The sequence below is a fragment of the Melghirimyces profundicolus genome (assembly GCF_003054245.1).
Classification (GTDB): domain Bacteria; phylum Bacillota; class Bacilli; order Thermoactinomycetales; family DSM-45169; genus Melghirimyces; species Melghirimyces profundicolus.
Genome location: NZ_QBKR01000016.1, coordinates 17,027 through 43,039, shown reverse-complemented (window position 1 = coordinate 43,039; position 26,013 = coordinate 17,027). Strand labels below are relative to the sequence as shown.

The window sequence follows — 26,013 nt, the reverse complement described above, 5'->3', positions numbered from 1 at the left end:
CGGAATGCTGACCGTCAAGGATGTCATCGACATGGACGTGATGGAAGGAGCCAAAGTGCGGACAGCCGAAACCTGGCTGCCCCTCCGACGGGTCGACTGGGTTTCGGTGATCGAGGTGCCCGTGGACAACTTTATCCGGGAAAACGAACTGATTCTCAGTTCGGCCATCGGCTGCAGCCAGGACACCGGCCAGTTCTGCCGATTCGTTCGCGATGTCATCCGTTCGGGGGCTTCCGCTCTCGCCGTGGCCACCGGACACTACCTGTCCCGCATTCCGGAGGAAGCGATTCAGTTGGCGGAAAACAAAAAAATGCCCCTCATCGAAATTCCGTGGGAGATTCGTTTCTCCGATATCGTCCAACGAGTCGCAAAAGAACTGGACCGCAAACAAGATCGGATCGCCCGTCTGTCCAAAGATGTACAGCAACACCTCCTCCAGCTCCTCCTCGGCGGGGCCAACCTCTCCGGCATCGCCACGGCCACGGAAGAGCGTTGGGGACAACCCGCCATTATCGTCGGGGAAAGCGGAGAAATCCTGGGCCAGAGTCCCCGCTCCAAACTCCTTTCCCGGCTGTGGGCCGAATATCTGGAAAAAAGCCGCCCCGTCCTCGTCCATCAACTGACGGCCTCCCGGAATCCGATTCATTCCGAGTGGCGCTGGTTTCAGCTGGACGAACAAACCTGTCTGGAAATGCCCATCCGGTCTGCCCGTAAACTGCAGGGATACCTTCTATCCCTTCTTCCCGACGGAAAAGGAGCGGAAGAGTTCGCCAAAACGGAGGGTCTGATGATCCTGGAACACGCCGCCACCACCGCCGCCCTGTGGTTTCTTCAAAATCAGGCGGTGCGGGAAACCGAGCTTCGTTTCCGCCATGATTACATCTGGAGTCTCGCCAAAGGGGAGTTCCATTCACAGGAAGTGGCCCGTTCACGGGCCCGGACATTGGGGTTTGACATCGGACGTTCCTACGTCTGCCTCGCCGGCCGTCTGGAGGAGAGCGGCCCCCGCCGTCCCGAGCCGGAAGTGCCGGAACAACTGATAAACCGGTTGGAGAGTGAAATCCAGCGGGCGGGGCGGAGAATGAACCGTCGCCTGCTCGTCGCTTCCCAAGGGGTGGAGTGGGTGGTCTATCTGGAATCCTCACCGGAACAGGCGACGGAAACCGCTCACGAATTTCTGGACCGGCTGGAAGGCACTTTTCTGCAGGAAGCCTCCGGCTGGCGGATTTCCTGGGGAGTCGCGGAAAACCGCGCCGGTCTTTTCACCTTCGAAAACGGCTATCAGGATGCCCGGACCGCCCTGGAGATCGGAAGAAAACAAAAGGGGCCCGGCCACCGAAGTTTTTTCAAGGAAACCGGCCTTTACCGGGCTCTCCGGCACCTGGGCAACCATACAGAAATGCGTGAGATCACCTGGAAAACCATGGAGCAGCTGTTCCGCTACAGCCGACAGCGGGGCATCGATCTCATTCAGACATTGAAGGTATACATCCGTCACCAGTGCAATGTCAGCCAAACCGCAAGGGAATTGAACCTTCACCGTCAATCCCTCCTTTACCGGCTGCGCAAAATCGAATTTCTGACCGGTCTCACCCTGTTAAACCCCGACGACTTGTTTCTGCTCCATCTGAGCCTCAAGATCTGGGAAAACGAAATGAACGAACGCCCCTGAGGCTATGAAACCGATAAGCGTTGTGATTGATGGTCAGGCTCAGAAGAAGAGAAGCGTTTACCCGAAATAGCGACTTTGCTGTCCTGCAAGGGCGTTCAGGGGCAAAAGCTTCTCTGTGTTGCATCCGAAGGCGTTTGCCCCTGCCCGCAGCAGGAAGATTCGTAGCGGACAATGCCTGCATCTCTGCAGGACAGCATAGCGAGACCGGGGAGTGAAGCGACCCCAGGCGAGACTTGTGCTCTGTGAGTGCAGCCGGAGCGGCTTCGGGTAAATGCCGCCGCTCACTTTTTCACCATACTTCTATGGACAGGATCGTTTAAAAAGCGGCCTGTCCATATCTTTTTTGTATGAAATCATTTTTTCTTTAAACGTCTTCCGGCAAATCCGAAGCATCTGACACCATGCGGAAGGATTTTTAAAGAATCCCGTTCTGACTTCCCGGCTTTGTGGATCAGGATGTTTAACCTTTTCCTGAGCGGGTATAGCACTTTAGACCTTATGGTCCAGGTCACGTTAGTATATGGTAGGCAGTTGAATGGTTGGTTTCTTGATGATAACAAAATTAATTTTTAAGGTGGGTGAGTCTCCATTAACGGTAGTCAGACCGTCCGCAAAGTGGAACGGCAAACAAAACCCTCGAACATTCGGATCCAAAACCCGTCCATGGGCGTGATTTTCCGCAAGCCCGAGGAAGAAGACGGCTCGGATGTGTGGAAACTGATCAAACGGGCCGGAGTGTTGGATCTCAACTCCTCGTACAGCTACCTCATGCTGTGCAAGTTTTTCCCCGAAACCTGTGTCATCGCCGAAGACAACGACGGAAAGATCGTGGGGTTTGTCTCTGCATTCCGACCCCAGAACGCCAAGGATACCGTTTTTGTTTGGCAGGTGGCCGTTGATCCGTCGCAACGGGGCAAAGGATTGGGCAAAGCGCTGTTGAAGTCCCTGCTCTCCCGGGATGCCTGCTCAGAAGTCCGGTACCTGGAAGCGACCGTCTCTCCCTCCAACCTTCCTTCCCAATCGCTTTTCAAAGGATTGGCGAAGGATATGAAAGCCCAATGTACCATTTCCGAATGTTTCTCCGAGAACATGTTCCCCGACCAGGGACACGAGTCTGAATGGACTTACCGAATCGGTCCTTTCGAGTCGAAGGAAATCACCGAGGAGGTTCAATAATACATTGTTACCGACATCCGATAAAACGGACATGAGCGTGTTTGAAAAAGTCGAATCCGAAGTACGAAGCTATTGCCGCAGTTTTCCCACTGTGTTTGAAAAGGCCAGAGGCTATAAACTGTGGGATCAGGAAGGTCGGGAGTTCATCGACTTCTTTGCCGGTGCGGGTGCCCTGAACTACGGACACAATGACCCCGGCATGAAGGAAAAGTTGATCGAGTACCTCTCCTCCGACGGGATCGTCCACAGCCTGGATATGGCCACCACGGCAAAAGCGGACTTTCTGAAGAAATTCAAGGAGATCATCCTGGAACCCCGGGGATTGGATTACAAAGTGATGTTCCCCGGACCGACCGGTACCAACACCGTGGAGTCCGCCCTCAAACTGGCCCGCAAAGTGACCGGCCGGGATACGGTGATCAGCTTCACCCGTGCCTTCCACGGGATGACGCTGGGGTCGCTCTCGGTCACCGGAAATGCCTTTAAACGGAAAGGCGCCGGGATCCCGCTCACCAACGCCGTATCCCTTCCCTACGACCAATATGACGGCAAGGTCGATTCGCTGACCCTGCTTGAACGGTACCTGGAAGACAAGGGTAGCGGCGTCGATCTCCCCGCGGCAGTTATCCTGGAAACCGTCCAGGGCGAGGGAGGGATCAACGTCGCCAGCTCCGAGTGGTTGAAGCAGGTTGAGCAAATCTGCCGCCGTCAGGGTGTCCTCCTGATTGTCGACGACGTGCAGGCAGGTTGCGGACGGACCGGCACCTTTTTCAGCTTCGAACCCGCCGGTCTCCAACCGGACATCGTCTGTCTGTCCAAATCCCTCGGCGGCTACGGTGTTCCCTTTGCCATCACCCTGATCCGTCCGGATTTGGATACATGGGCTCCCGGGGAGCACAACGGGACCTTCCGCGGCCACAACCTGGCTTTCGTCGCGGCCACCGAGGCGCTCCGTTACTGGGAGACGGATGAGTTCGCCCAAGAAATTCGGCGCAAAGGGGAAAAAACCCGGACCGCCCTCGAGGACATCACCGCAAAATTTCCCGACCTGAAGGGAGAAGTCCGCGGCCGGGGGCTGATGCTGGGAATCGAATTCCCGGAAGAAGGTTTCGCCGAAAAAGTGTGCGAAGAGGCTTTCAAACGAGGTCTGATCATGGAAACGTCCGGACCCGACAGTGAAGTGGCCAAACTCCTTCCACCGCTGATTATTGACGATGAAGGACTGGATAAAGGACTGGCCATTCTGGAAAAAAGCATCGAAGCTGCCGCCTGAGAAACTCCATTTATACCCGACCCATTTTTCGATCCCAGCAAACAACCGGGAAAGGATGAACACAGTGATCGTTAAGCACTTGGAAGACCTCATTGGAACAGCAGCCGTTGTCAAGGGTGAAACCTGGGAAAGCCGCCGGCTTCTCCTGAAGAAAGACGGCGTCGGCTTCTCGCTCCACGACACCATCATCAAAGCAGGCACCGTCTCCGAGTTCTGGTACAAACATCACATTGAGGCGGTGTACTGCATTGAAGGTGAAGGGGAGCTGAAGGACCTGGAAGACGGCACCGTCTACGAACTGAAGCCGGGCACCCTCTACACTCTGGACGGTCATGAAAAGCACAGGGTGACCGCCAAAAAAGATCTGCGGATGGTCTGCGTCTTCAATCCTCCGTGCACCGGCAACGAAACTCACGATGAAGAAGGAGCCTACCCGCTGTTGGACTGACCCGGTGGAAGACCTCAGTGACAGAAACCGGATCCCGGTTTTCCATTCCAGAGGTCGGCTGAGTCACGACACAACTGAAGGAAACCCATCCCATCCAAATACCATTTACGGGAGTGAATGTGATGGAAGATCTGTATCCTTCCCGAGTCTATGACAAGCCGAAAATTCTTGAACGGAAAGATCCGGTGCTGTACGGGAGCCCCGGGGAACTGAAAGAAGGGCCCCTGAACAAACAGCAGCTGGATTTCTACGAAACCAACGGTTTCCTGTTACTGGATAACTTCTTCTCCCCTGAAGAAGTGAAAGAGATGCGCAAGCATCTGGACCTCTTGTGGGAGGAGAACCGAGACAATGATTCCCCGGAAGTGATCCGGGAGCCGGAAAGCAATGAAATCCGCTCGATTTTCGACGCCCACCGGAAAAACGAAATGTTCAACCGGCTCTCCCGTGACCCCCGGGTGACGGACATCATCCGGCAAATTCTGGGGAGCGACATCTACGTCCACCAGTTCCGCATCAACTTCAAACCCGGTTTCAAAGGAAAAGAGTTCTATTGGCACTCCGACTTTGAAACTTGGCACGTGGAGGACGGCATGCCCCGCATGCGGGCCATCAGCTGTTCCATCCTGTTGACCGACAACCATTCCTACAATGGTCCGCTGATGCTGATTCCGGGCTCCCACAAGAAATACGTCTCCTGCGTGGGGGAAACGCCGGAGGACAACTATAAATTCTCTCTGAAGAAGCAGGAGTTGGGCGTTCCGGATAACGAAAGCCTGACCCGGATGGTGAAAGAAGGCGGCATCACCACCGCCGCCGCGCCCGCCGGTTCCCTTCTCCTCTTCGAATGCAACACCATGCACGGATCCAATGGCAACATCACACCGCTTCCCCGGAGTAACGTCTTCTTCGTCTTCAACAGCGTAAAAAACAAACTGGTTGAACCCTTCTCCGGGCTGAAACCCCGTCCGGAATACATCGCCAACCGGACGATCCAAACTCCGGTGCTGCAAAACTCCTGAGAGGGGCCCATATCAAGCCGCGCTTAACAGCGCGGCTGTTTATTTGGCCGGAACCCGGGCACCGCCTGCGCGGGTGCCGGTTTTTCTTTTTGCTTCAGACGGACCCTGATGAAGAATACGGGATTTCCTCCCTTTGCGGCGGACGATCTAGCCGCGGCCCCTTTTTCCCGCGGCTGAAGGAGATCACGATCTTTCCGCCGGACTGAAACCTTCATTTCCCATCGAGTGATCACAAAACCGGAAGCCGACCCTTGAGGGATCGGCTTTCTTGTTTTCGGGTCCCTTACCCTTTTTTCTCCCCCTTCAACTCTTTTTCAAGCCCTTCCATCACTTTGCGGAACACTTCATGGGCGCGCATATCTCCACTGTCTCTGACCGAACGGATCACCACCGCCGCGGCAAAGCGAGGCTTTTCATAGGGGCCGTATCCCACCATCCACTTGTTGTAGGTGTCTTTGTCCGGTCCGACCTGGGCCGTCCCCGTTTTGGCGCCCAGCGCAAGGGAGGCCCCCTGCAGGGATCGGGCTGTTCCGTCGGTCACCGCCAGCCGCATCATGTGCCTCACCCGTTCGAGGGCAAAGCTCGCGATTTTTTTCTCCGTCTTGAGTGCATGAGGGGGAAAGCGGTAAAGCACCTCCCCGTCCGGACGCTGGATTTCCCGGGCAATTCGGGGGTTCAATGTTTTCCCTTCCTGAAAAAGGGTCGTCACCATATTCACCGCCTGAAGCGGCGTCACTTTCACATCCCGTTGCCCGATGCCCGTCTGGGCCACCGCCCCCGAATCCTCAAGCGAAGTCTCTTTGGAAAAGATCAACCCGGTCTGTTCCTGGGGGAGCTGACGGAAATCCTTCTCTTTAAACACCGGACCGGACCACAGGATCCGCTCTCCAACCCCCATGCGATGGGCGTAATCCTTCAACGTTTTCCCTCCCACCCGTTCAGCGACCCGGGCGAAGACAACGTTGCAGGAATTGGCGTAGGCCTCTTCCAGGCTCTGCCGCCCGTGGCCGCCGGGCTTGGAGTCTTTCATCCCGTAACGTCCCAAGTGGCCGTTGCAATCAAAGGTTTCCCCCGGCTTCACTTTTCCCGTGTCCAGCGCCGCCACGGCCGTCACCGTCTTGAAGATGGAACCAGGGGTCATCTCCATCAAAGCCCGGTTGTTCCAGGGATTTTGGTTTTTTCCCGCGGATTCGAGGCTTGGGCGGCTTGCCATGGCCAGAATATCTCCGGAAGCCAAGTCCTGCACCACCACGGCACCTTCGGTGACCCCGGCTTCTTCCAGGTTTTTTTCCGCCACTCGCTGAGCCCTCTGATCCAACGTGCTGACGACGCGATAGGGGATGGCCCCTCCACTTTCCCTGGTCGCCATATGGAGTCCGTTCAAAGGACGTCCCCCTCCGTCAGTGATATAGGTGAGCAAATGCTGCCGCCCACCCCGGAGGAAGGGTTCAAAAGCAGCTTCCAGCCCGGTCACTCCGATCCGGGAATGGGCCTGATACCTTCCGTTGGTCCATTCATCCGGATACCGCTCACGGATAAGAAACGGATTCCGTTCCACCCGGCCGATCACTTGCCGGGCAAGCCGGTCCGGATCCTGCCGGTAGTCGGTCTTCAGGGCGTAGACCCCCGGCACTTCCAACTCCTGAATCGCTTCCGCCTGCTTCTCCGACAGGGCTTCCTCTTTGCCTTTCCGGTCGTGGAGAACCTGGGGACGGCGCAAGGCTTTAACGGTTTCCCTGAACTCCCGGGGGGAGAGCCCGATGATTCTCGCCACCCGGTTCAGCTTGTCCGTATCGACCCTCCACTGACTTTCGGACAAGGGAAAGACGATCAACCGCCAATCTCTCTCCCCTGTCAAGGAAATTCCGTTCCGGTCCAGGATTTGCCCCCTCCCGCTGTCCACCATAAACACACCGCTCTGTTGCTCCTCCGCTTCCGTGATCAGATCGGCTTCCTCCCGGGAGAAGGAATGGACTGCAATCATTTGGATCCAGTACAACCGAAACAAAATACCGCAAAAAGCGGCGACCAACAACACCGGAACCAGTCTCCTTTTCCAAACTCCGGTTTCCGTTTGCATATCGATCCGCCCTTTCAGCTTCCAGCTTGGGCAACCGGGGAACGCTGTATACCGGATGGCATGTTCTTCACAAAATGGACACCTTCCGATGACTCATCTCATAACACGGGTTGGACAAACATAATGTTTATGAACAGCGGTCAGGAAGGAGGAGCGGGTATGCTTTGCCGTCATTCCGTGATCCTCGCCGGTGGTTTGCTGATCAGCCTCGGAATCAACCTGTTTCTGACTCCCCACCGGCTGCTGGACGGGGGGATGATCGGTCTGGCCCTGATCCTCCGCTACCTGTGGGGAATGAAGACGGGTTTTTCCATGATCATGCTCAGTCTCCCCATCTTTTTGGCTGTATGGATGATGGATCGGCGGATGTTCCTCAACAGTTTTTACGGAATGCTGGTCTCCGCATGGTTGATCGACTGGCTGTCTCCCCTCAGGGGAACGATTCACTGGCCGATCCTGTTCAGCGCGCTCTCCGGCGGATTGCTGGTGGGGACCGGCGTCGGCCTGATGCTCCGGTTTAAAACCTGCACCGGCGGAACGGACCTGCTTGCGCAACTGATCGCCGACCGGTACCAATGGAATCCCGGCATCCTGATTTTCCTGATCGATGCCGTCATTATCGGAATCGGCAGCTTCATACTGACTCCCGTCCAACTTTTCCACACCTTTTTGACCATCAGCGCCGTCGGCCTGGCCACTTCGATCTGTGTCAAAAAACCCCAAGCAGCGTTGTAAATGATGGTCAGGCTCAGAAGAAGGGAAGCGTTTACCCGAAACAGCGACTTTGCTGCCTGCCCGCAGCAGGGAGATTCAGAGCGGCTTCGGGGAAATGCCGCCGCTCACTTTTTTCACAACGCTCAAGGTGGTCACCTGAAATCAGGGGGATTGATTCAAGGTGTTCGAAAATAGATCAACCCCCGGCCGATGCCGGGGGTTTGGGTCGGTTACAGGGCAGTCTTTTCCTTGTCGGGTTTCTGAACCTTCTCTTTCGCTTCCGAAGCCGATGTTCCTCCGGCAGCAGGGGCGGCGGGTTCCGACGGTTTGTTCTCCTTTTCTCCGTCATCCCCCAACAGCCCGGCGGTGGAATCCTTAAACTCCTTGATCGTACGGCCGAAGGCCCGTCCGATCTGGGGAAGGCGGCTGGGGCCGAAGAGAATCAACGCCAGCACCAGGATCAGGATGACTCCGGGAATCCCGATGTTCGCCAGCATCAGCCTTTAAACCCCCGGACGGCGACCACGGAAGCGCGGGGGATGTCCCCCCGGGGCCAGCGGCTGGTCGGGTTGTCAGGATCGGTGGACTCTTCCCCCGGATGCTGGACGGCGACAAACAGTGTCTTTTCATCGGGGGTGAACCAGGGACCGGTCATCTCGCTCTGTACCGGACCGGAGGCAAACTGGTACGCAACCCCTTTGTTCCGGCCGGAAGTGGGGATGAAGAAGCCCCCGTTGTTTTTGAAAGATTCATAGGCTCCTTCCTGGTTCAGCTTGCTGGATGAAATGTCGCAGAAAACCCACAAGTTCCCGTCGCGGTCGAAATGAAGGTTGTCCGGACAAGCAAAGCCGCTCTGCGGACCGCCGACGGCGAAGACTTCGAAATCGAAGGATTCGGCGGCCGCATCGTCCTCCTCCTCCATAAAGCGGAAGATTTGGCCGTAATAGTTGCCGTGATCGGTGTTGTTGGTAAGAGCCAAGTAAGCGGAGCCGTCCACCGGGCTTACTTCCACGTCCTCCGGCCGGTCCAGCGGGGTGGCTCCGAGCAGTTTGGCCGCATCGCGGGCGTTGACCAGCACTTCCCCCTGAGTGCTGTATTTCTCCTTCAGTTCCGGAGATTTCTCCAGGTCGAGGGGGAGCCATTTTCCTTTAGCCAGATCCGCCACATAGAGGGTTCCTTTTTCCAGCAATTTGCTGTTTCCGTGACCGGCACTTTCGGAGTATTTTCCTTCGCTGACGAATTTATAGAAATGCTCATTGTTGGCGTCATCCCCCATGTAGACGACCAGCCGACCGTCTTTGGACAGGGTCATGGCCGCATTTTCATGGGAGAAACGTCCCAGAGCGGTATGTTTCTTCGGTTTGGATTGGGGATTGAAAGGATCCACCTCAACCACCCAGCCGTAGTGGGTCTGGTTCCGTCCCCAGCGCTTGGCATCCTCCTGGAAGTTCTCCTCACAGCTTAGAACCGTGTTCCACAACGTGCGGCCGCCACTGCAATTGGCAAACGTCCCTTCCACTTCGTTCACTCCGCCGACCGCCCCGTCCCCTTTCGCCGGACCGGTCAGATCGATCATGGTATTGGCGGTGATCCGGCGCGCATATTTGCTCTCTTTCACCAGTTGCCATTTACCGTCCGCTTTTTGGATCTCAATGATGCTTCCACCCAGGTTGTATTGTTCGATCCGGTGTTTCTCCGCCTCCGGGGTGTTTTCGGGATACAGAAAGATTTTCCCGTCTCCGATATATTCGTGGTTGACCCAGAGCAACCCGTGTTCGGAGGAATCATTGATGGGGAAATAAACGGTCAGGTCGCAATTGTAGCCGAACTTCTCCCCGTTCCCGATCTCATCCCCCCAGGACGCGATCACATCGTAGGAAAACCCCGCAGGGAGAACGAGATCGTCTTTGTCGCTGGGTTCGATCGGCGAAAAGGGAACGGACACCATTTTGTTCTTGCCTGCCTCTGCGGCGGCCTTCGTTTTATCCGCCGCCTTCACCACATGGTTGACACCGGTGGCAGAACCGACCAGCGCAGCCGTTCCGACACCCAGATATGTCATAAACTGCCGCCGATTGATTTTTTCCACGCCCATCTCTCCTTTTCCCAATCTTTATTTCTTCCAACGTACAGATTAGCTCCGCCAGGTTGATTCTCCTTTAAGATTTGTTAAAATCCGTATAAATTCGGCGGTTCATGTCGAAGCCGGATTGACAATCCGGCAGGATTCGAAAGATAATGATAGAATAAGTTGAGGCCGAATCATTGAAAAGAACGGTCGGGGTCATGATTTGTTCGATTCGATACATTTCCTTTCAAGTGGGTGATGGAAAATGCTGAGCAGTGTCTATCAAGGATTGGCCAGGAGGTTGAAAGGTCTGAAAGACCCTTTCCGCCGATCCTCTTCCGATTCCGAAACCCGGAACCGGTACCACACGGGAGGTTCTTCCCCATCCGCCCCGTCTCCGATTCATCCCCGACGCCCCTCTCCTCCCTTACCCGGTTCCCGTGGAGAGCATTTCCTGCAGAAAGAATACGGAACGGAAAAGCGGGCCCTCGCTTTTTACAACAATCAGATGTTGGATCACTTGAACCAGACGATGATGGACTTTATTGCCGAACAGGAGATGGCCTTCATTGCCACCGCCGATGGAAACGGGGAATGCGACAACTCCTTCCGGGCCGGTCCTCCGGGCTTTGTCCGGATCTTGGACGAATATCACCTCGCCTATCCCGAGTACCGGGGCAACGGGGTGATGGCAAGCTTGGGCAATATTCTGGAAAATCCCCACATCGGGATTTTGTTCGTGGATTTTTTCCGAACCGCCGTCGGGTTGCATGTCAATGGCAAAGCCAAAATCGTGGAGAATCAAGAGTTGCTTTCCCAACCCGATTTACCGAAGGCCATCCGCTCCGACATTCTTACCGAGGATGGAAAAAAGCCGGAACGTTGGGTGCTCGTTCAGGTGGAAGAGGCCTATATCCACTGTTCCAAGCACATTCCACTCCTGAAAAAACTGGACAAAGATATCGACTGGGGGACGGACGATATACAGAAAAAGGGCGGGGATTACTTCAGAGCCAAAAATGAACCTCGGCCCTGGGACCCCGTCCCTTCCGGAAAATAAAAGGAGTCGCACCCTGTTGATAACGACCGCGTTCAGGCGGCTTCGTTTACCCTATAAGTTTGGAGCGTAACAAGCATGCGTATCTTTGCCTTGTATGGTAGCACGAGAGGAAAAGGGAACTCGGATCTGTTGACGGACATGATCACCGATGGTCTTGATTGTACCCGTGTTCACCTGAAGGACTACAATATCCTTCCGATCCGGGACCAGCGGTACGATCCCGGGGGGTTCCAGCCGATTGACGATGATCACCCCCAACTGGTGAAGCAGATGCTCAACCACGACCTGCTCCTCTTCGCCACGCCTCTTTACTGGTATGGAATGCCAGGGAGCGTGAAAAATTTTATCGACCGGTGGACCATGTATTTTGACGACAACACGTTCAAGGAGCGGATGGCGGAAAAGGAAGCACTTGTGGTGATTACCGGAGGTGATAATCCTCGGTTGAAAGGTATGGGAGTCCTTCAGCAGCTTTACTGGATCTTCGACTTCCTGGGCATCACATTCATTGATTACGTGATCGGTCAGGGTAACATCCAGGGCGAAGTCCGCCAGGATTTCGAGGCAATGTCCAAGGCGGAGCATCTCAATCACATCCTGCGAACGAAATCACGTACCATCACTCAACCTGCCTCTATTCCTCCGATGGTTAGCAAGCATACGCCAGAGTACATAACCACCAAAGAGAAAACGGAGGATGCTGTAAATGTCGGAAGGGAAGAGAAGAGAAATCGTGTTCGCGAACTCCTTAAACGGAGAATAAATGGAAAAAGAAGTTAACTGCCCGCTACACTTGTTATAAAATGCCGGCGGGACCCCATAGGACCATTAACCCAATGGACGTGCTGATAAGCTGAAGGAAAAATGTCGCCGCCCGCTCCTTGACCCAACTGGAAACCCCTCCTCTATCAATAGCCCCCTTATTTTTATGGGGGGCTTTTATTTAGGGACAACCCTGTATACCACTTGCATCGGTACCTTACAACCCCCCCAGGCGCTCCCTTTCGTCGCTCTCACAGCCGCTCGGCGGGGATGAACAAATTAAAAAACCCGCCAGAGGCGGGTACGCGCTGAAACGGTGGTCCATTCAACCCTGGAAGCGTTGTGAAAAAGTGAGCGGCGAAGCCGGGAGGGAAGTGGAGAAGGTGAAAATTGTGTTCATTGGCGGTGCCGATTTTAAACGGTAATGGAAATAATAGACTATCGAATGGTCTTACGGTAGAATCTTTTCAGGGACTTCACAAGGGGGCGTTGAACATCCGCAAAGTCGGCGTCTATTTCTCCGGTCTCGCCGTCGTTTTCATTGCCTGCAGCCTTCTCGCGTTCCTCCCACGGTTGTGGAACCCGGGCTCACCGGACATCTGGAATCCATCCGTTCTGTCGGACTACGTCGAACAGCTCCGGTCTTATTTATACGGGATCGGAACCGGAGAGAGTTTCCTGTATTATTCAGGGGTGAAAGAGAGAGATTTTTCCGAAGATATCGGTTCTTATTTTTCTCTCTCTTTTCTGTATGGAGCCGGCGCCGGGTTGGCGGCCTTGCTCCTGGCGGTCGTTTTGGGGCCTTGGCTGGTCTACAAACGGAAAGGCTGGGTGGCGGAAACCATGCAATTCCTCGGGTTTATTCCCGATTTCCTCCTGATCATGCTGCTCCAGACCGGAGCGGTGTTTTTGTACCACGCCACGGGCAGCCAGGCGATCAAGGTGGCCGCTTTGGCCGACGGGGACCCGCCCGTCCTGCTTCCGATGATCAGTTTCGGACTGATTCCCGCCGTCCACCTCGTCCGAAACCTGTATGAGAGAACATCCATGGAGCTGGAACGGGAATATATTCTGACCGCCCGTTCCAAGGGCGTTCCCACTCCATGGATTTATATCCTTCACATTTACCGGAACGTCCTGCCGTATCTGAAAGCGGACCTGTCCAAGACCGCCGCCCTGATCACGGGCAATCTGTTCATCATCGAGTATTTGTACAACCTGCCCGGAATCACGCGGTTGATCCTGTTCCACGGAGGACCGAAGGCGAAAGAACCCTTTGCATTTCCACTGCTTTTCAATTCATTCCTGACACTGCTGCTGTTGTACGCCCTCCTGTATCTCTGCCTGCGAATCTTGACCGCTCTGCTGGAATGGGGGGTTGCCCATGACTGATCAGCGCCGCAACCGGAAACTTTGGACCGGGCTCTTTCTCCTTTCATTTCTTGTGTCCGCAGCGATTGCAGGACCTTATCTTTCCCCTCATGACCGGAATGACGAGATGGAGATGACTTACATCCCCGAAACCGGGGAGCTGATCTCCCCTCCTCTGCCTCCGTCGGAAAAATACTGGCTGGGAACCGACCGGCAGGGACGGGACCTTCTGACCCTTCTCCTTTACGGGGCACGCTACACCCTGGTTGCCGCCCTGGGAATCGCTTTTTTGCGGTTGCTTTTGGGGGCGATCGGCGGAATGCTGGCCGGACTCCGCAAAAAGAAACCCGGGCGGGCCATCCTGCCGAAGGGGCTAATCGGGGGGATTCCGCCATTCCTGATCGTTTATTTCTTTATGTTTCCGATCAACTTCAGCTCGGCTTTATTTCAGAGCCCCTTCTCCGGCTGGGAACTGACCCTGATCCAGTCGGCCCTGATGACAGTGATCGGAATCCCGGCTCTCTTTCTCGTGACCAGGGACAAAACCCGCATCTTGAAACAAAAAGACTATATCACGGCTGCCCAAACCATGGGAGCGGGAAAACGTCACATCTTGATGAAACATATCCTGCCGGGTTTAAGGGAGGATTTATCTCTTCTTTATCTGCATGAAGTGGTGACCGTGATCAACCTGATCGGTCAGTTGGCCATCCTGAAAGTGTTTCTGGGCGGCACGTTTTTCAACATGGACAGTGGCACCTTCAACAGCCTCACTTTCGAGTGGGCCGGACTGATCGGAAAAGAACAGATGATGCTGGAACATATGCCCCGTTTTCTCCTCGCACCCTTAGGCGCCTACCTTCTCCTGATCACTTCCCTTTACCTGATCCTTCGAGGGCTGGAAGAGCGAACCGGCCGCAACCGACCGACTCCGAGGATGTGATCTCCCACATAAACCCTCTGCAGAGGCAGAGGGTTTTTTCATGGATCTGAAGAACATGTGGCCGGCAAATAAACGCCCCCCCGGTAGAATGATCCCCTGAAGAGCCGGCAGGGGACTTCTGAGTACATGAGAAGATGATCCGCTGAGCCGGATCCTGCCGTTCTCAGGATCTGTTCGGCTTTTGGACGGATTCTTTTTTGCTTTTTTCGATGTTTTTTTGGTGTTCGGCTTCGGTTTTGGCGAAATAATGGCGTCCGCTCCCGTCTTTTCGCGTGACATAGTACAAATAATCATGTTTCTCCGGTTCAAGGGCCGCTTTAAGCGCTCGTTTGCCCGGATTGGAAATGGGGCCCGGGGGCAGTCCCTGAATCCGATACGTGTTGTAGGGATGGTTGATTTTCAAATCTTTGTAAAGGAGACGGGCTTTCTGCTCACCGAGAGCATATTGGACGGTGGCGTCCACTTGAAGCTTTTTCCCCATTTTCAGTCGGTTGTGGAGAACACCCGAGATGCGGGGGAATTCTTCCTTCACCTTCGCTTCCCGTTCGATGATGGAAGCAAGTGTCACCCATTGATCGAGGGTTAAATTCCGCTCCTGAAGCTTCTGTTCCACCCTTTCGCGTTCCATGTACTTTCCAAACTGGTCCAGCATTTTTTCCACCAAATGATGAGGATCCGTGTCCTTGGGAAGGTTGTATGTCATCGGAAAGAGGTAACCCTCCAGAAGATAGCGACGCTTTTGGTCTTCCGGAATCCGACGGACGAAGGGCTGAGAGTGGTTTTTCCGGTCCGCCGCCTTCAGAAATGCGGAGCCGTCCACCCCTTTTTCATCCAGTTTCCGGGCGATTTGTTCCGCCGTGTAACCCTCCGGCACGGTCAGCCGCATCACACTTCGAGAGCCGTCGGTGAATATCTTCAGTATTTCATTCGCTCCCGCACCCGGAGGGATTTCGTACACTCCCGCTTTCATTGCCTTTGCCTTGCCCTTCAGATAGGCGTAAGCGGCGAAGAACAGATCATCTTTGACCAGGCGCTTCTCCTCCAGTATTTTCCCCACTTCCAGCAAGGAAGCCCCGGAGGGTACTTCCACCTCCACCGGCCGGTCGAAGGCAGTGGGGGACAGACTGTAATCGACATAAAAATAACCGGCAACCGTCACAACGGTCAAAATCAAGAAAGCAACCAATAATCGCAAGATCCATTTCATCGGGACTGCTTCCTCTCCTGTTGTTTTCGTTTACGCAAGGTCTCACCCATATGGATTGTACACGGAGGCCACGGGACGAGCAACCGTCGGGGGCCTGCAAAAAAGGAAAGGGCCGCGACTGCACGCGGGCCCCCAGTCCTACCTTCCACTGCTTTGGGTCTGTGTCTTGTTGCTTTTTTCCTTAAACATTCGGTGCTCTTTGAATGTCTCGGCAAAATAGTGTTCTCCTGTGCCGTCTTTTTTGGTGACGTAGTACAAGTAAGGATGTTTGTCCGGATTCAAAGCGGCTAACAGGGCCTCTTCCCCCGGGTTGGAGATGGCACCCGGCGGCAGGCCGTCGTTCTTGTAAGTGTTATAGGCACTCTCCACCTCCAAGTCATCATAGGAAAGCCGGGACTTTTGGGCTCCTCTTGCGTATTGAACGGTGGCGTCCACTTGAAGGCGCATGTTCTTGTTGAGACGGTTGTAGATCACGCCCGCAATCTTGGGGAATTCTTTATCCACTTTCCCTTCCCGTTCCACGATGGAAGCGACAATCACCCAGGTGTCCAATGTCAGGTTTTTCTGTCTCAGGTCGGAAAGCACCTTGTGCTCCTTCAGCTTCCGCTCAAACTGTCCCAACATCATGTTGACGACATCCTTGGCTTCCGCTCCTTTTGGAATATTGTAGGTGCTGGGGAAAAGGTAGCCTTCCAGACGGTGTCGCCGCTTCGGTTCTTCGGGAAGGTTCTGAAGGAAACGGTAATCATAATTCCCTTGGTCAACGGCTTTTATAAATTCATCCCGGGTGATTCGCGTTTTATTTTCCAGACGGGCTCCGATCTGTTCCACCGTGTATCCCTCCGGAATGGTGACGGCAACGGTGTTTTGGCGTCCCCGGGTGATCGTTTCCAGAATACCGTTCACATCCATCTCCGGCGGAATTTCATACACTCCCGCCTTCAATCCTCTGGAATTCCCGGTAATCCAGGCATATGTACTGAAGAACCAATCATTTCGGATAAGGTTTTCTTCTTTCAGCATCCGGCCGATTTCAGCGGTGGAAACTCCACTCTTAATCTCCACTTGCACAGGCTCGGTTCGCTTCGGCGAACCGAGGGAATAATCCACATAAAGATAAACCAGTACAGACCAGGCAGCAAAAAGGATCAATGTATAAAAAATGCGCATCAGCCACTTCATCCACCGTGCTCCTTCACTCCCGGTTTTTCCTCCCCTATGTTAACACATGTCCAAAAAAAAATAACGAGGATTCTCCCCGTTATACGACATCATTCGTCAAAATAGAGCATTTCGTCTAGAGCATCGGCCACATTGTCCCATTCGTTGTCATCTTCCACATGCTCCAGGCGCCAGTCGCCGTCCAGGTCATTTACCCGGAAAAGAAAGGCGTCGTCATCCTCTCGATCCGGGTCACCCAAAACGGCATAATGACGTCCACCCACTTCGAGTTCCCTTAAAATCCGGTAACGGGAGTCCCGGTCCACCCCCTCTTCATCCGCCAGAACCAGTTCTCTTCCCAGTTCGTTCTCGAGGATATTCAGCTTTTTGGCCAACCGTTCCTCCCGTGAATCCACATTTATCCCTCATTGTCTTCGTCGTCGTTCCATTCGCTTTCCAGCGTATGAAGCACTTCCTCGATCATATCCCATTCGCTGTCATCCTCGATGGGAATCAGGTTGATGTTTTCCCCGTCGCCCTCATACCGGAAAGCGTACACTTCCTGTTCCACCGTTTCGTCATCCGCCGCCTCTTCCTCATCGACGGGTGTCAGCAGGATATATTGATGACCGTTGTCCCGCTCGAAACGGTACAGGACCTCAAAGGTCTCCTGTTCGCCTTCCTCGTTGCTGATGATCACGGTTTCCTGTTGATGTTCATGGTTTGCATCGTCAGGCATTTCTATTCCTCCCTCGGGCATCCAGGTACCCTTGCAATATCCAGGACGCCGCCATCTGATCCACCACTTTTTTCCGTTTGCGACGGCTCATGTCCGCATCGATCAAGGTCCGTTCGACGGCAACCGTGGACAGTCGCTCGTCCCACAATTCCACCGGAAGCTGAAAACGGTTTTCCAACTCGCGGGATAGTTCTTTGCACGTTTCTCCTTTTTTCCCGATGGATCCGTCCATATTCCGGGGAAGTCCCACGACCAGGGAACCTACTTCATACTGATCGATCAACTCCCCGAGGCGATCCAGCCAATCAGACCGGTCCCTTCGGATCACTTCGACTCCCTGGGCTGTCCACCCCATGGGGTCACTGACGGCGATTCCCACCCGTTTTTCTCCCACATCCAGTCCCATAATCCGCTTCAAAGGTTTTCACCGCTTCCTGAATTTGCTGTTCCGGTTGCTGTCAGTTCTTGTGGGCCTTCAGGAAGGTTTTCACGAGTTCTTCCAGTAATTCGTCCCGTTCCAGTTTGCGGATCAGAGCGCGGGCATTGTTATGCCGCGGGATGTAGGCGGGATCTCCGGAGAGGAGATAGCCCACCAGCTGGTTGATCGGATTGTAGCCTTTTTCTTTCAGGGCCGCATAAACCGTCAACATGACCTCGCGCGGATCCGCCTCCTGCTCCTCCCCATGGAAATCGAATTTCATGGTTTTATCCATAGACACTCTCAACCCCTCTTTCTATCTATTGACCGGCTTTGGATATTCCATTCGCTTCCTTTGGTCTGATTTCCTTTTTCCCCATGGTTGTTCGAAGAAACAGATCGGTCAACTCCGGTTTTGGAGAACTTCCTTCACCGAAGCCAGGGCTTCTCCCAACTTTTCGGGCTTCTTTCCGCCGGCCTGGGCCATGTCCGGACGTCCGCCGCCTCCGCCTCCGCAGCGGGAAGCCGCCTCTTTCACCAGTTTCCCTGCATGGAAACCCGCTTTGACATATTCAGGGGAGACACTGGCGACCAGTTGGACTTTTCCCCCGTTGACCGATCCCAGGACGATGATCCCCTGGGGGATGCGTTGTTTCAGGTCATCCACCATGCTTCTTAAGCTGTCCATGTCAGGGGCGTCCACTTGGGCGGTCAACACCGGGACCCCGGCCACCTCTTCCACCTTCTCCGCAAGGTTCTGACCTTCCATTTGGTTCAGCTTGGAACGGAGGGAGTCATTCTCACGGGACAGTTCCTTGATCCGGGATTGGAGGGTGTCCACCCGGTCCGCCACCTCGGCGGGTTGAGCCTTGAGGAGACGGGCGGCACGTTCCAGCACCTCCAGCTTCTTCTCCAGGAACCGGTAAGCGTGACGGCCCGTGACGGCCTCCACCCGGCGAACGCCGGAACCGATGCCACCTTCGCTGACCAATTTGAAAAGGCCGATCTCGCCGGTCTGACGAACATGAGTGCCGCCGCAAAGCTCCAGGGAATAGTCTCCCACCTGCACCACCCGGACGATCTCCCCATATTTCTCCCCGAACAAAGCCATCGCTCCCATCGCTTTGGCTTCTTCCAGGGGTTTTTCAAAGGTCTCCACCGGTGTGTTGGCCCAGATTTGCCGGTTGACCCGTTCTTCCACTTCCCGCTTCTGTTCTTCGGTGAGCGGTTCGATGTGGGTGAAGTCAAACCGCAGCCGGTCCGGGGCCACAAGGGAGCCGGCCTGATTGACGTGGTCCCCCACCACTTCCTTGAGGGCCTTGTGCAGGAGGTGGGTGGCCGTGTGATTTTTGACCACATCGTCCCGGAACCGGTTCTTCACTTGGGCTCTGGCTTTGTCCCCTTTGCGGAGCTTGCCCTCTTCGACCCGGACCCGGTGGATGTGCTCCCCTTTGGGGCCTTTTTGCACGTCTTCCACCACCAACCGGGCCCGAGAGGTGGTGATTTCACCGCGATCCGCCACCTGACCGCCGCTTTCCGCGTAAAAAGGGGTCTCTTCCAAGATGACGAGACAGGTTTCCCCTTCCCCCACCACATCGACGGTTTGATTGTTGTGGATGATGGCAGCCACTTTGGTGTCTGCACTCAACGAAGTATAGCCGACAAACGTTGTGGCCACATCCAGGTCGGCCAGCGCGCCGCCTTGCACCTGCATGCCGCCTTCTTCCCGACGGGCTTCCCGGGCGCGTTCCCGCTGTTCGGCCATCGCCTGTTCAAACCCTTCCGTATCCACGGTCAAACCGTTCTCCCGTGCGAAATCCTCGGTCAGATCCAGCGGAAAACCGTAGGTGTCATACAGCGTAAAGGCATCTTTTCCGCTGATTTCGGTTTTCCCTTCCTTCTTGAGCCGGGACACCATGTCTTCCAGAATGTGAAGCCCTTCGGACAGCGTTTCCAGAAATCGCTCTTCTTCCCCTTTGATTACCTGGCGGATGAAATCTTTTTTCTCCGCCGGCTCGGGATAAAATTCTTTCATGATCTCCGACGTGACATCCGTCAACTGGTACAGAAAGGCCTGCCGGATTCCCAAGGTGCGGGCAAACCGCACCGCCCGCCTGAGCAGGCGCCGGAGAACGTAACCCCTGCCTTCGTTGGAAGGGATGACCCCGTCTCCGATGGCGAAAACGAGAGTGCGGATATGATCGGCGATCACTTTGAGCGCGGTATCCACTTCCCGGCTCTCCCCGTAACGAACCCCCGCTTCCCGGCAGGTGGCCTGGATGATCGGCTGAAACAGATCAGTGTCGAAATTGGTCGGCACATTCTGCATGACGGACGCCATCCGTTCCAATCCCATTCCGGTATCGATGTTTTTCTTGGGCAATGGGGTATAGCTCCCGTCCGGGTTATGATTGAATTGGGAAAAGACCAGATTCCAGATCTCCAGGAACCGTTCGTTTTCCCCGCCGGGATAACACTCCGGATCGGATAGATCGCCGAATTCGTCCCCGCGGTCGTAAAAGATCTCGGTGTTGGGTCCGCTCGGACCCTCCCCGATATCCCAGAAGTTTTCCTTCAGTTTCACGATCCGCTCTTCGGGAAGCCCCACCTGTTCGTTCCAGATCCGGTATGCTTCGTCATCCTCCGGGTGGATGGTCACGGAGAGCCGCTCCGGATCCATCCCCATCCATTTTGGATCGGTCAGGAATTCCCATGCCCACAGGATCGCTTCTTCCTTGAAATAATCCCCGATGGAGAAATTGCCCAGCATTTCAAAGAAGGTCTGGTGCCGGGCCGTGTAACCCACGTTTTCAATATCATTGGTCCGGATCGATTTTTGCGCGTTCACAATCCGGGGGTTTTCCGGTTTCACCCGTCCGTCGAAGTATTTCTTCAGCGTGGCCACTCCGCTGTTGATCCACAGAAGGGACGGATCGTCCACCGGAACCAGAGAAGCGCTGGGTTCCACCCGGTGTCCCTTTTCCTTGAAGAAGTCGAGAAACTTTTGTCGAATTTCATTGCCTTTCATCCCTGTTGCACCCCTTTTTTTGAGTAAATAAAAAAACCCTTCCATCCCTTCAGGGACGAGAAAGGTTCCCGCGGTGCCACCCCGATTACCTCCGAACGGCGGAGGTCCCTTGCGAAATAACGGCGCAGGGCGCCGGCGGGCTTGCGATTTTCACCCGCGCTCCGGAACTGGCCTTCAACCCTCCGCTTCGCAGGAAGCCTTTCAGCCTGGGGCTTCCCTCTCTGACCGGCGGGGCCGGGTTTACTTCGGTTCCGTCATCGCATTGACGTTTCAAAGGTTTGTACATTCTTCATTATACAACGATAAGGCGTCATTTTAAACCCGCTGACCCCTCATGTCGGCTTTTTCGTATAATGATCCACCACGTGTTCCACAATCACTTTTCCCACGGCAAATAAAGGAACGGCAAGGATCAGGCCGAGAATGCCCCCCAATTCCCCACCGACCAGAAGGGCGAAAATGATGAAGAGGGGATGCATATGCAGCGTCCTTCCCACAATTTGCGGCGAGAGGACATTCCCCTCCAACACCTGCACGACCAGGTTGACCAGAATCACCGCAATCACCATTTCCTTGGAAATGGACAACGCCACCAACAAAGCCGGAACCGCACCGAAAAAAGGACCCAGATAAGGAATTACGTTGAAGACCCCCACCAACAGGGCAAGGATCAGGGGATAAGGCAACCCGATGATCAGGTAACCGATATAGGCCAGGATCCCGACCGCCAGACAGACCAGGAGCTGACCGCGGACGTAATTTCCCAGGGCCTCATCCACATCCCGAAACAGGCGAATCACATCTTTGCGGCGGCGGACGGGCAGGAGTGTGATCAGCGCCTTTTCGATCACATTCACGTCTTTTAACATGTAAAAAGCCAGAAAGGGCACAATCACCGCAATCAACAGCTGGTTGATGGTCGTTCCCAGGGAGCTCATCAGGTTGCCGACCCCGTCGGTGACGGATTCCTCCAGCCGGTTCAGCGATTTTTCAACCCCCAGACGGACGGATTCGGGAAGGGCGTCTTTACTGTGATTGTACTGGTCAATCCAGGATTGGAGCCGCATGTTCCACTCCGGGAGGTGTTCCGACAGTTCTTTCAACTGCAGGTTGAACAGGGGCACCAGATTGGTCAAGACAATGGCGATCGCGCCGATGAAAAGGGAATAGATGAACAACACGGCCAGGGAGCGGGGGACCAAACGATTGGCCAACAGATTGACAACGGGGTTCAGGAGGTAGGAGATGATAACGGCCACCAGAAACGGTCCCAGTACCGCTTTGAGAAAGGAAAAAAACGTCCGGAGCAAGGGTTCGATCTGAACGAGCAGAAAAAGGATGCCCAGTAAAACCAGAATCAAGAGAGCCGTCCCCAATCCCCGGCTCTCTCTCAACCGATCCATGAAATCCCACCTCCCCCATACCTCTACTCGTCAGTATATGTCCAACCCCGGGTCTTTACCCATAAAATCACCCCCCGGATGTTCCCGGGGGGTGATCGTCATCGGCTTAAATATCCAGCAAAACAAGCGTCGCGAATCAGGGATTCCATCCGACCGATCTCGCCCGGAATTCTGTCAGCGGCCGAAACGGCGCATGAGATTACGGCCAAAAACCCGGGAAGCGATTCCGGCAAAGGCCATATTCCCCATTTTGCGCATCCAACGGGGGCGGCGGCCCATCATCCTCTTCAGCAACTTTTGACCGCGGTGGGAGCGGCCAAACAGCCACGCGGCAGAACCGATCATCAGGGCGGAAAGGATCGATCGTTTCATGGGAATCCCCCTTCCTGACTACATGGATAAAGAATCCTGGTTCCTATCCAAAAAAAGATCGTTAAGGGAACTCAACGTTCCGTCTTCCTCCACCTGATAGATGGATTCGATTTTCCCGTCCATCACCGACAGCTCAATAAAACATCCCCAACAGTAATACTGGTTGGAGCCGACTTTTCCCAGGTCATGGGTATTGCAATTGGGACAGCGAAGCATCGGAACTCCCCACTTTCTTCAGACGTCCTGAGCGGATGTTCCGTCCATGGACGCGATCAGCACATCTTCCCCCCAAGTCAGGGGAATCTCGGGACGAAACACCTTCCGCCCTTCCGTGAGATCGCTGATGAATCCCTCAGACAACTCGTACCCCATCAGCGTTCCCACATCTTCCAGAAAATAGACGTCTTCCACCATCCCAAGATCACGACCGTTGGTCATCACGATCGAACGGCCTTTCAATTTCCGTCCGGTGAGGAAACCGTAACAACCCCTTTGCCCATCCTCCAGAGGCCGGATGTCCTCTTCGCTGTCCACAATCACGGCGTCGGCTCCCAGAGAGCCGATCCGTTCGAAAGGGATGTAGCGTCCCTTTCGGACCCACCCCCCGTTTTCCAACAACACCCCGATCATCCGCTGTTCCCGGTCGAACAAAAGGTCCCGGACCGTCCCCAAACGTTTGCCTGTTTTGACATGGATAACCGGTAGACCGATGACATCCTGAGATCTGCGCAAGGAACCTCACTCCTTCCGCTGACCTTAGTATGGTTCGGCCTTCGGTCTCCATGCTGGGGGATGGTTACCATTCCCGGTTCAACAGCTCCGTAAGCTGGCTGTTCCGTTGTTCTCTTTCTCTCCGTGTCACCCCGTACTCAAGCGCCTCCCTTTCGCCGCACAGAATCAGGTAAGATTTGCTCCGGGTGATTCCGGTGTAAATCAGGTTGCGTTGCAGCATGCGCCGGTAGGCCCGCAGGATGGGAAAGATGACGATGGCGAATTCCGAGCCTTGGGCCTTGTGGATCGAACATGCGTAAGCGAGGGAGATCTGGTTGAGTTGACTCCGTTTGTAGGGTACTTCCTGACTGTCGAACTGAACCCAGAGAACCGGATCCTCTTTCCCCGCCTTTTCGTCGATGGCGGTAATAATACCCATATCCCCGTTATAAACGGGGTGATCGGAATGGTTCACCAGCTGGAGTACTTTGTCCCCGTGCCGCAGAACCGACTCTCCCCAATTCAATTCCTTGCAGCCAGGGCGGGGAGGATTGATGGCCTGCTGGATTTTTTCGTTGATCCGGTTCACACCGGCGGGGCCCTTATACATCGGAGCGAGAACCTGTACGTCAAACAGGGTGTACCCGCGGTTCAGAGCCTGTTCAACCGTCTTGAGAACGACATCCACGGCCTGATCCCGACCGCAAGCAAAGAAACGCCGGTCCGCCTTGGGGTCGGTCAGATCCCCGGGCACTTGCCCGTTTTTCAGGCAGTGGGCCAACTCGATGATGGAAGACCCCTCTTCCTGTCGGTAGATCTCTTTCAGCTCCACCCGGGGGATCGCTTTCACTTGCAAGAGATCCTGGAGGACACGCCCGGGCCCCACGGAGGGCAGTTGATCATCGTCCCCCACCAGAACCACCTTCATCCCCCGGGGAACCGCCCGGAACAGCTGGTTGGCCAGCCAGATATCGAGCATCGAGACTTCGTCCACAATCAGCAGCGAACCTTCGATGGGATGGTCCGCGTCCCGCTCGAAGAAATCCCCCTTCCATCCGAGCATTCGGTGGATGGTCATGGCCGGAAGACCGGTGGCTTCCGACATTCGTTTGGCCGCCCGGCCCGTGGGGGCGGCCAAACGGACGGGATAGGGTTTCTCCGAAGCCTCGTAATCCGCGGGGTCCAAGGAGCATTCGTTCAGTTTGGCGAAAAGGTGGCAGATCCCCTTGATCACGGTGGTTTTCCCGGTTCCCGGCCCCCCGGTCAGGATCATGACCGGTGAATCCATGGCACGCATGATGGCTTCCCGCTGCCGCTCCGCGTAGGAAACATTCAGTTCCTCCTCCACTTCCCCCACCGCCTTGTACAGCTCGTGGGCGGGTGCGGGCTCCAGATGCTGATTCAGCCAGTCCCGGACACGGACGGCCACCCCGTGTTCGGCGTAATAAAGAGAGGGAAGATAATACTTCCCGTGATCTTCGATGATTCGTTCCTCATCCACCATCTGTTCCAGGTGTTGATTTCTCTCCGCCGGCGGGAAGAGCTCTTCCGCCCGGGGATTCAACAGACGGTTGATATACCGGTGAAGCTCCTCTTCTGTCACGTAAATGTGGCCCAGGGAAAGGGAAGACTCCCGAAGGGCGAAGAGGGCGGCCGCCTGAAACCGCTCCGGAGCGTCCAGGGCCAATCCACCCTTCCTGGCGATCTCATCAGCCCGACGAAACCCGATTCCGTCCACTTCTTCGATCAGGCGGTACGGATTTTCGCGGATGATTTCCATCGTCCGCTCTTTGTAGGTTTGGACCACCTTAAGGGCGATGGCGGGGCCGAGACCGAACTGGTACAGATAGACAAGGGCCTGTTCCAGGGCATGGTGTTCCCGGAGGTTGTCGGCGATTGTCTTCGCCCGCGCCTCTGTCACCCCGGGTACCCGGGTCAGAACCGCCGGATCGGCTGCGGCTTTTTCCAACGCATCCGGCCCGATATGATCGACAATCTTCTCCGCCGTTTTCTTCCCCACACCGGGAAACAGCCCGCTGGATAAGTATTTTGCCACTGCTTCGCGGGATTTGGGCAGCTCTTTTTTCATGTGGCGGATCTGGTATTGCCGACCGTACCTCGGATGCTCTTTCCATTCCCCGAACACCACCACCGTTTCATCGGGATGGGGCAGGACCATATTCCCGACCACCACCACCTCATCGGTGTCCAGTGAATCGGACGCCTCCTCCACCCGCATCAGGAAAACACCATATTGGTTCTCTTCATTATAAAAGATTTCCTGGGTGAGGGATCCCTTCAGATACCCCTCCTCCCCGAAAAAGTCGAGACCCGGTTGTTCCATCTGACAACACCCCTGACCGATCGGATGTTCTCACCACCAGT

At 55.1% G+C, this 26,013-nt stretch carries 25 protein-coding genes; 10 read left to right on the top strand and 15 right to left on the bottom strand.

Going from position 1 to position 26,013, the window contains the following annotated elements; translation table 11 throughout:
• The first annotated feature begins 4 nt into the window (after positions 1 to 4).
• From C8P63_RS11835 to thpD, 5 genes are all read left to right on the top strand, one after another.
• On the top strand, positions 5 to 1,672 hold the full coding sequence (locus C8P63_RS11835; RefSeq protein WP_108024431.1) for a PucR family transcriptional regulator: 1,668 nt from the start codon (positions 5 to 7) through the stop codon (positions 1,670 to 1,672).
• Positions 1,673 to 2,335: 663 nt separating this feature from the next.
• Complete coding sequence (gene ectA / locus C8P63_RS11830) at positions 2,336 to 2,848, top strand: diaminobutyrate acetyltransferase (protein WP_108024530.1); 513 nt, start codon at positions 2,336 to 2,338, stop codon at positions 2,846 to 2,848.
• Positions 2,849 to 2,879: 31 nt separating this feature from the next.
• The gene (gene ectB, locus C8P63_RS11825; protein WP_108024528.1) at positions 2,880 to 4,121 is read left to right on the top strand and encodes a diaminobutyrate--2-oxoglutarate transaminase; all 1,242 of its coding nucleotides are present in this window, start codon (positions 2,880 to 2,882) and stop codon (positions 4,119 to 4,121) included.
• A 64-nt stretch (positions 4,122 to 4,185) separates the two neighbouring features.
• On the top strand, positions 4,186 to 4,569 hold the full coding sequence (locus C8P63_RS11820; RefSeq protein WP_108024429.1) for an ectoine synthase: 384 nt from the start codon (positions 4,186 to 4,188) through the stop codon (positions 4,567 to 4,569).
• Between the two features lie 122 nt (positions 4,570 to 4,691).
• Positions 4,692 to 5,591, top strand: a complete 900-nt coding sequence (thpD, locus tag C8P63_RS11815) for an ectoine hydroxylase (RefSeq protein ID WP_108024426.1) — start codon at positions 4,692 to 4,694, stop codon at positions 5,589 to 5,591.
• Between the two features lie 283 nt (positions 5,592 to 5,874).
• Here the strand turns inward: thpD and C8P63_RS11810 are convergent, their stop codons facing one another.
• Positions 5,875 to 7,671 carry a peptidoglycan D,D-transpeptidase FtsI family protein gene (locus C8P63_RS11810; RefSeq protein ID WP_108024424.1) on the bottom strand — a complete coding sequence of 599 codons (1,797 nt, stop codon included), beginning with the start codon at positions 7,669 to 7,671 and terminating at the stop codon, positions 5,875 to 5,877.
• Between the two features lie 159 nt (positions 7,672 to 7,830).
• Between C8P63_RS11810 and C8P63_RS11805 the strand changes: the two genes are divergently transcribed.
• Positions 7,831 to 8,406, top strand: a complete 576-nt coding sequence (locus C8P63_RS11805; protein WP_108024422.1) for a YitT family protein — start codon at positions 7,831 to 7,833, stop codon at positions 8,404 to 8,406.
• Between the two features lie 209 nt (positions 8,407 to 8,615).
• Here C8P63_RS11805 and tatA read toward each other — a convergent pair whose 3' ends face one another.
• Together tatA and C8P63_RS11795 are read right to left on the bottom strand one after the other, a co-directional pair.
• Positions 8,616 to 8,882, bottom strand: a complete 267-nt coding sequence (gene tatA / locus C8P63_RS11800) for a twin-arginine translocase TatA/TatE family subunit (RefSeq protein ID WP_108024420.1) — start codon at positions 8,880 to 8,882, stop codon at positions 8,616 to 8,618.
• On the bottom strand, positions 8,882 to 10,480 hold the full coding sequence (locus C8P63_RS11795; protein ID WP_108024526.1) for a PhoX family protein: 1,599 nt from the start codon (positions 10,478 to 10,480) through the stop codon (positions 8,882 to 8,884). Before C8P63_RS11795 ends, tatA begins: the two co-directional genes overlap by 1 nt.
• A gap of 238 nt (positions 10,481 to 10,718) precedes the next feature.
• Between C8P63_RS11795 and C8P63_RS11790 the strand changes: the two genes are divergently transcribed.
• The 4 genes from C8P63_RS11790 to C8P63_RS11775 all read left to right on the top strand — a co-directional run bounded on the left by C8P63_RS11790 (position 10,719) and on the right by C8P63_RS11775 (position 14,589).
• Positions 10,719 to 11,513 (top strand): pyridoxamine 5'-phosphate oxidase family protein, encoded by a 795-nt coding sequence (locus tag C8P63_RS11790; RefSeq protein WP_108024418.1) that lies wholly within the window; start codon positions 10,719 to 10,721, stop codon positions 11,511 to 11,513.
• A gap of 75 nt (positions 11,514 to 11,588) precedes the next feature.
• On the top strand, positions 11,589 to 12,293 hold the full coding sequence (locus C8P63_RS11785; protein WP_108024416.1) for a flavodoxin family protein: 705 nt from the start codon (positions 11,589 to 11,591) through the stop codon (positions 12,291 to 12,293).
• Positions 12,294 to 12,764: 471 nt separating this feature from the next.
• A complete protein-coding gene (locus C8P63_RS11780; RefSeq protein ID WP_170109625.1) occupies positions 12,765 to 13,667 on the top strand; it encodes an ABC transporter permease subunit in 903 nt (300 codons plus the stop codon).
• The gene (locus C8P63_RS11775; RefSeq protein ID WP_108024412.1) at positions 13,660 to 14,589 is read left to right on the top strand and encodes an ABC transporter permease; all 930 of its coding nucleotides are present in this window, start codon (positions 13,660 to 13,662) and stop codon (positions 14,587 to 14,589) included. Before C8P63_RS11780 ends, C8P63_RS11775 begins: the two co-directional genes overlap by 8 nt.
• Positions 14,590 to 14,752: 163 nt before the next feature.
• Here the strand turns inward: C8P63_RS11775 and mltG (C8P63_RS11770) are convergent, their stop codons facing one another.
• The 12 genes from mltG (C8P63_RS11770) to recD2 all read right to left on the bottom strand — a co-directional run bounded on the left by mltG (C8P63_RS11770) (position 14,753) and on the right by recD2 (position 25,972).
• Positions 14,753 to 15,796: an endolytic transglycosylase MltG gene (mltG, locus tag C8P63_RS11770; RefSeq protein WP_108024410.1), complete on the bottom strand. Its 1,044-nt coding sequence runs from the start codon at positions 15,794 to 15,796 to the stop codon at positions 14,753 to 14,755.
• Positions 15,797 to 15,934: 138 nt separating this feature from the next.
• A complete protein-coding gene (mltG, locus tag C8P63_RS11765) occupies positions 15,935 to 16,978 on the bottom strand; it encodes an endolytic transglycosylase MltG (RefSeq protein WP_108024408.1) in 1,044 nt (347 codons plus the stop codon).
• An 89-nt stretch (positions 16,979 to 17,067) separates the two neighbouring features.
• Positions 17,068 to 17,373 (bottom strand): DUF1292 domain-containing protein, encoded by a 306-nt coding sequence (locus C8P63_RS11760; protein WP_170109624.1) that lies wholly within the window; start codon positions 17,371 to 17,373, stop codon positions 17,068 to 17,070.
• 2 nt (positions 17,374 to 17,375) lie between these two features.
• Positions 17,376 to 17,696, bottom strand: coding sequence for a DUF1292 domain-containing protein (locus C8P63_RS11755; protein ID WP_108024404.1), 321 nt, complete (start codon positions 17,694 to 17,696; stop codon positions 17,376 to 17,378).
• The gene (ruvX, locus tag C8P63_RS11750) at positions 17,689 to 18,114 is read right to left on the bottom strand and encodes a Holliday junction resolvase RuvX (RefSeq protein ID WP_108024402.1); all 426 of its coding nucleotides are present in this window, start codon (positions 18,112 to 18,114) and stop codon (positions 17,689 to 17,691) included. The genes C8P63_RS11755 and ruvX overlap by 8 nt, the downstream gene beginning before the upstream one ends.
• Positions 18,115 to 18,154: 40 nt before the next feature.
• Entirely contained in the window at positions 18,155 to 18,409 is a 255-nt protein-coding gene (locus C8P63_RS11745; RefSeq protein WP_108024399.1) for an IreB family regulatory phosphoprotein, read from the bottom strand.
• A gap of 108 nt (positions 18,410 to 18,517) precedes the next feature.
• Positions 18,518 to 21,142: an alanine--tRNA ligase gene (gene alaS / locus C8P63_RS11740; protein ID WP_108024397.1), complete on the bottom strand. Its 2,625-nt coding sequence runs from the start codon at positions 21,140 to 21,142 to the stop codon at positions 18,518 to 18,520.
• 332 nt (positions 21,143 to 21,474) lie between these two features.
• Positions 21,475 to 22,545: an AI-2E family transporter gene (locus C8P63_RS11735; protein WP_108024395.1), complete on the bottom strand. Its 1,071-nt coding sequence runs from the start codon at positions 22,543 to 22,545 to the stop codon at positions 21,475 to 21,477.
• A gap of 174 nt (positions 22,546 to 22,719) precedes the next feature.
• Positions 22,720 to 22,917: a hypothetical protein gene (locus C8P63_RS11730; protein WP_108024393.1), complete on the bottom strand. Its 198-nt coding sequence runs from the start codon at positions 22,915 to 22,917 to the stop codon at positions 22,720 to 22,722.
• Between the two features lie 18 nt (positions 22,918 to 22,935).
• Positions 22,936 to 23,133, bottom strand: coding sequence for a hypothetical protein (locus C8P63_RS11725; protein ID WP_108024391.1), 198 nt, complete (start codon positions 23,131 to 23,133; stop codon positions 22,936 to 22,938).
• A gap of 18 nt (positions 23,134 to 23,151) precedes the next feature.
• Positions 23,152 to 23,649, bottom strand: coding sequence for a PRC-barrel domain-containing protein (locus tag C8P63_RS11720; protein WP_108024389.1), 498 nt, complete (start codon positions 23,647 to 23,649; stop codon positions 23,152 to 23,154).
• Between the two features lie 64 nt (positions 23,650 to 23,713).
• Positions 23,714 to 25,972, bottom strand: a complete 2,259-nt coding sequence (gene recD2 / locus C8P63_RS11715; protein WP_108024387.1) for an SF1B family DNA helicase RecD2 — start codon at positions 25,970 to 25,972, stop codon at positions 23,714 to 23,716.
• Positions 25,973 to 26,013 lie beyond the last annotated feature (41 nt).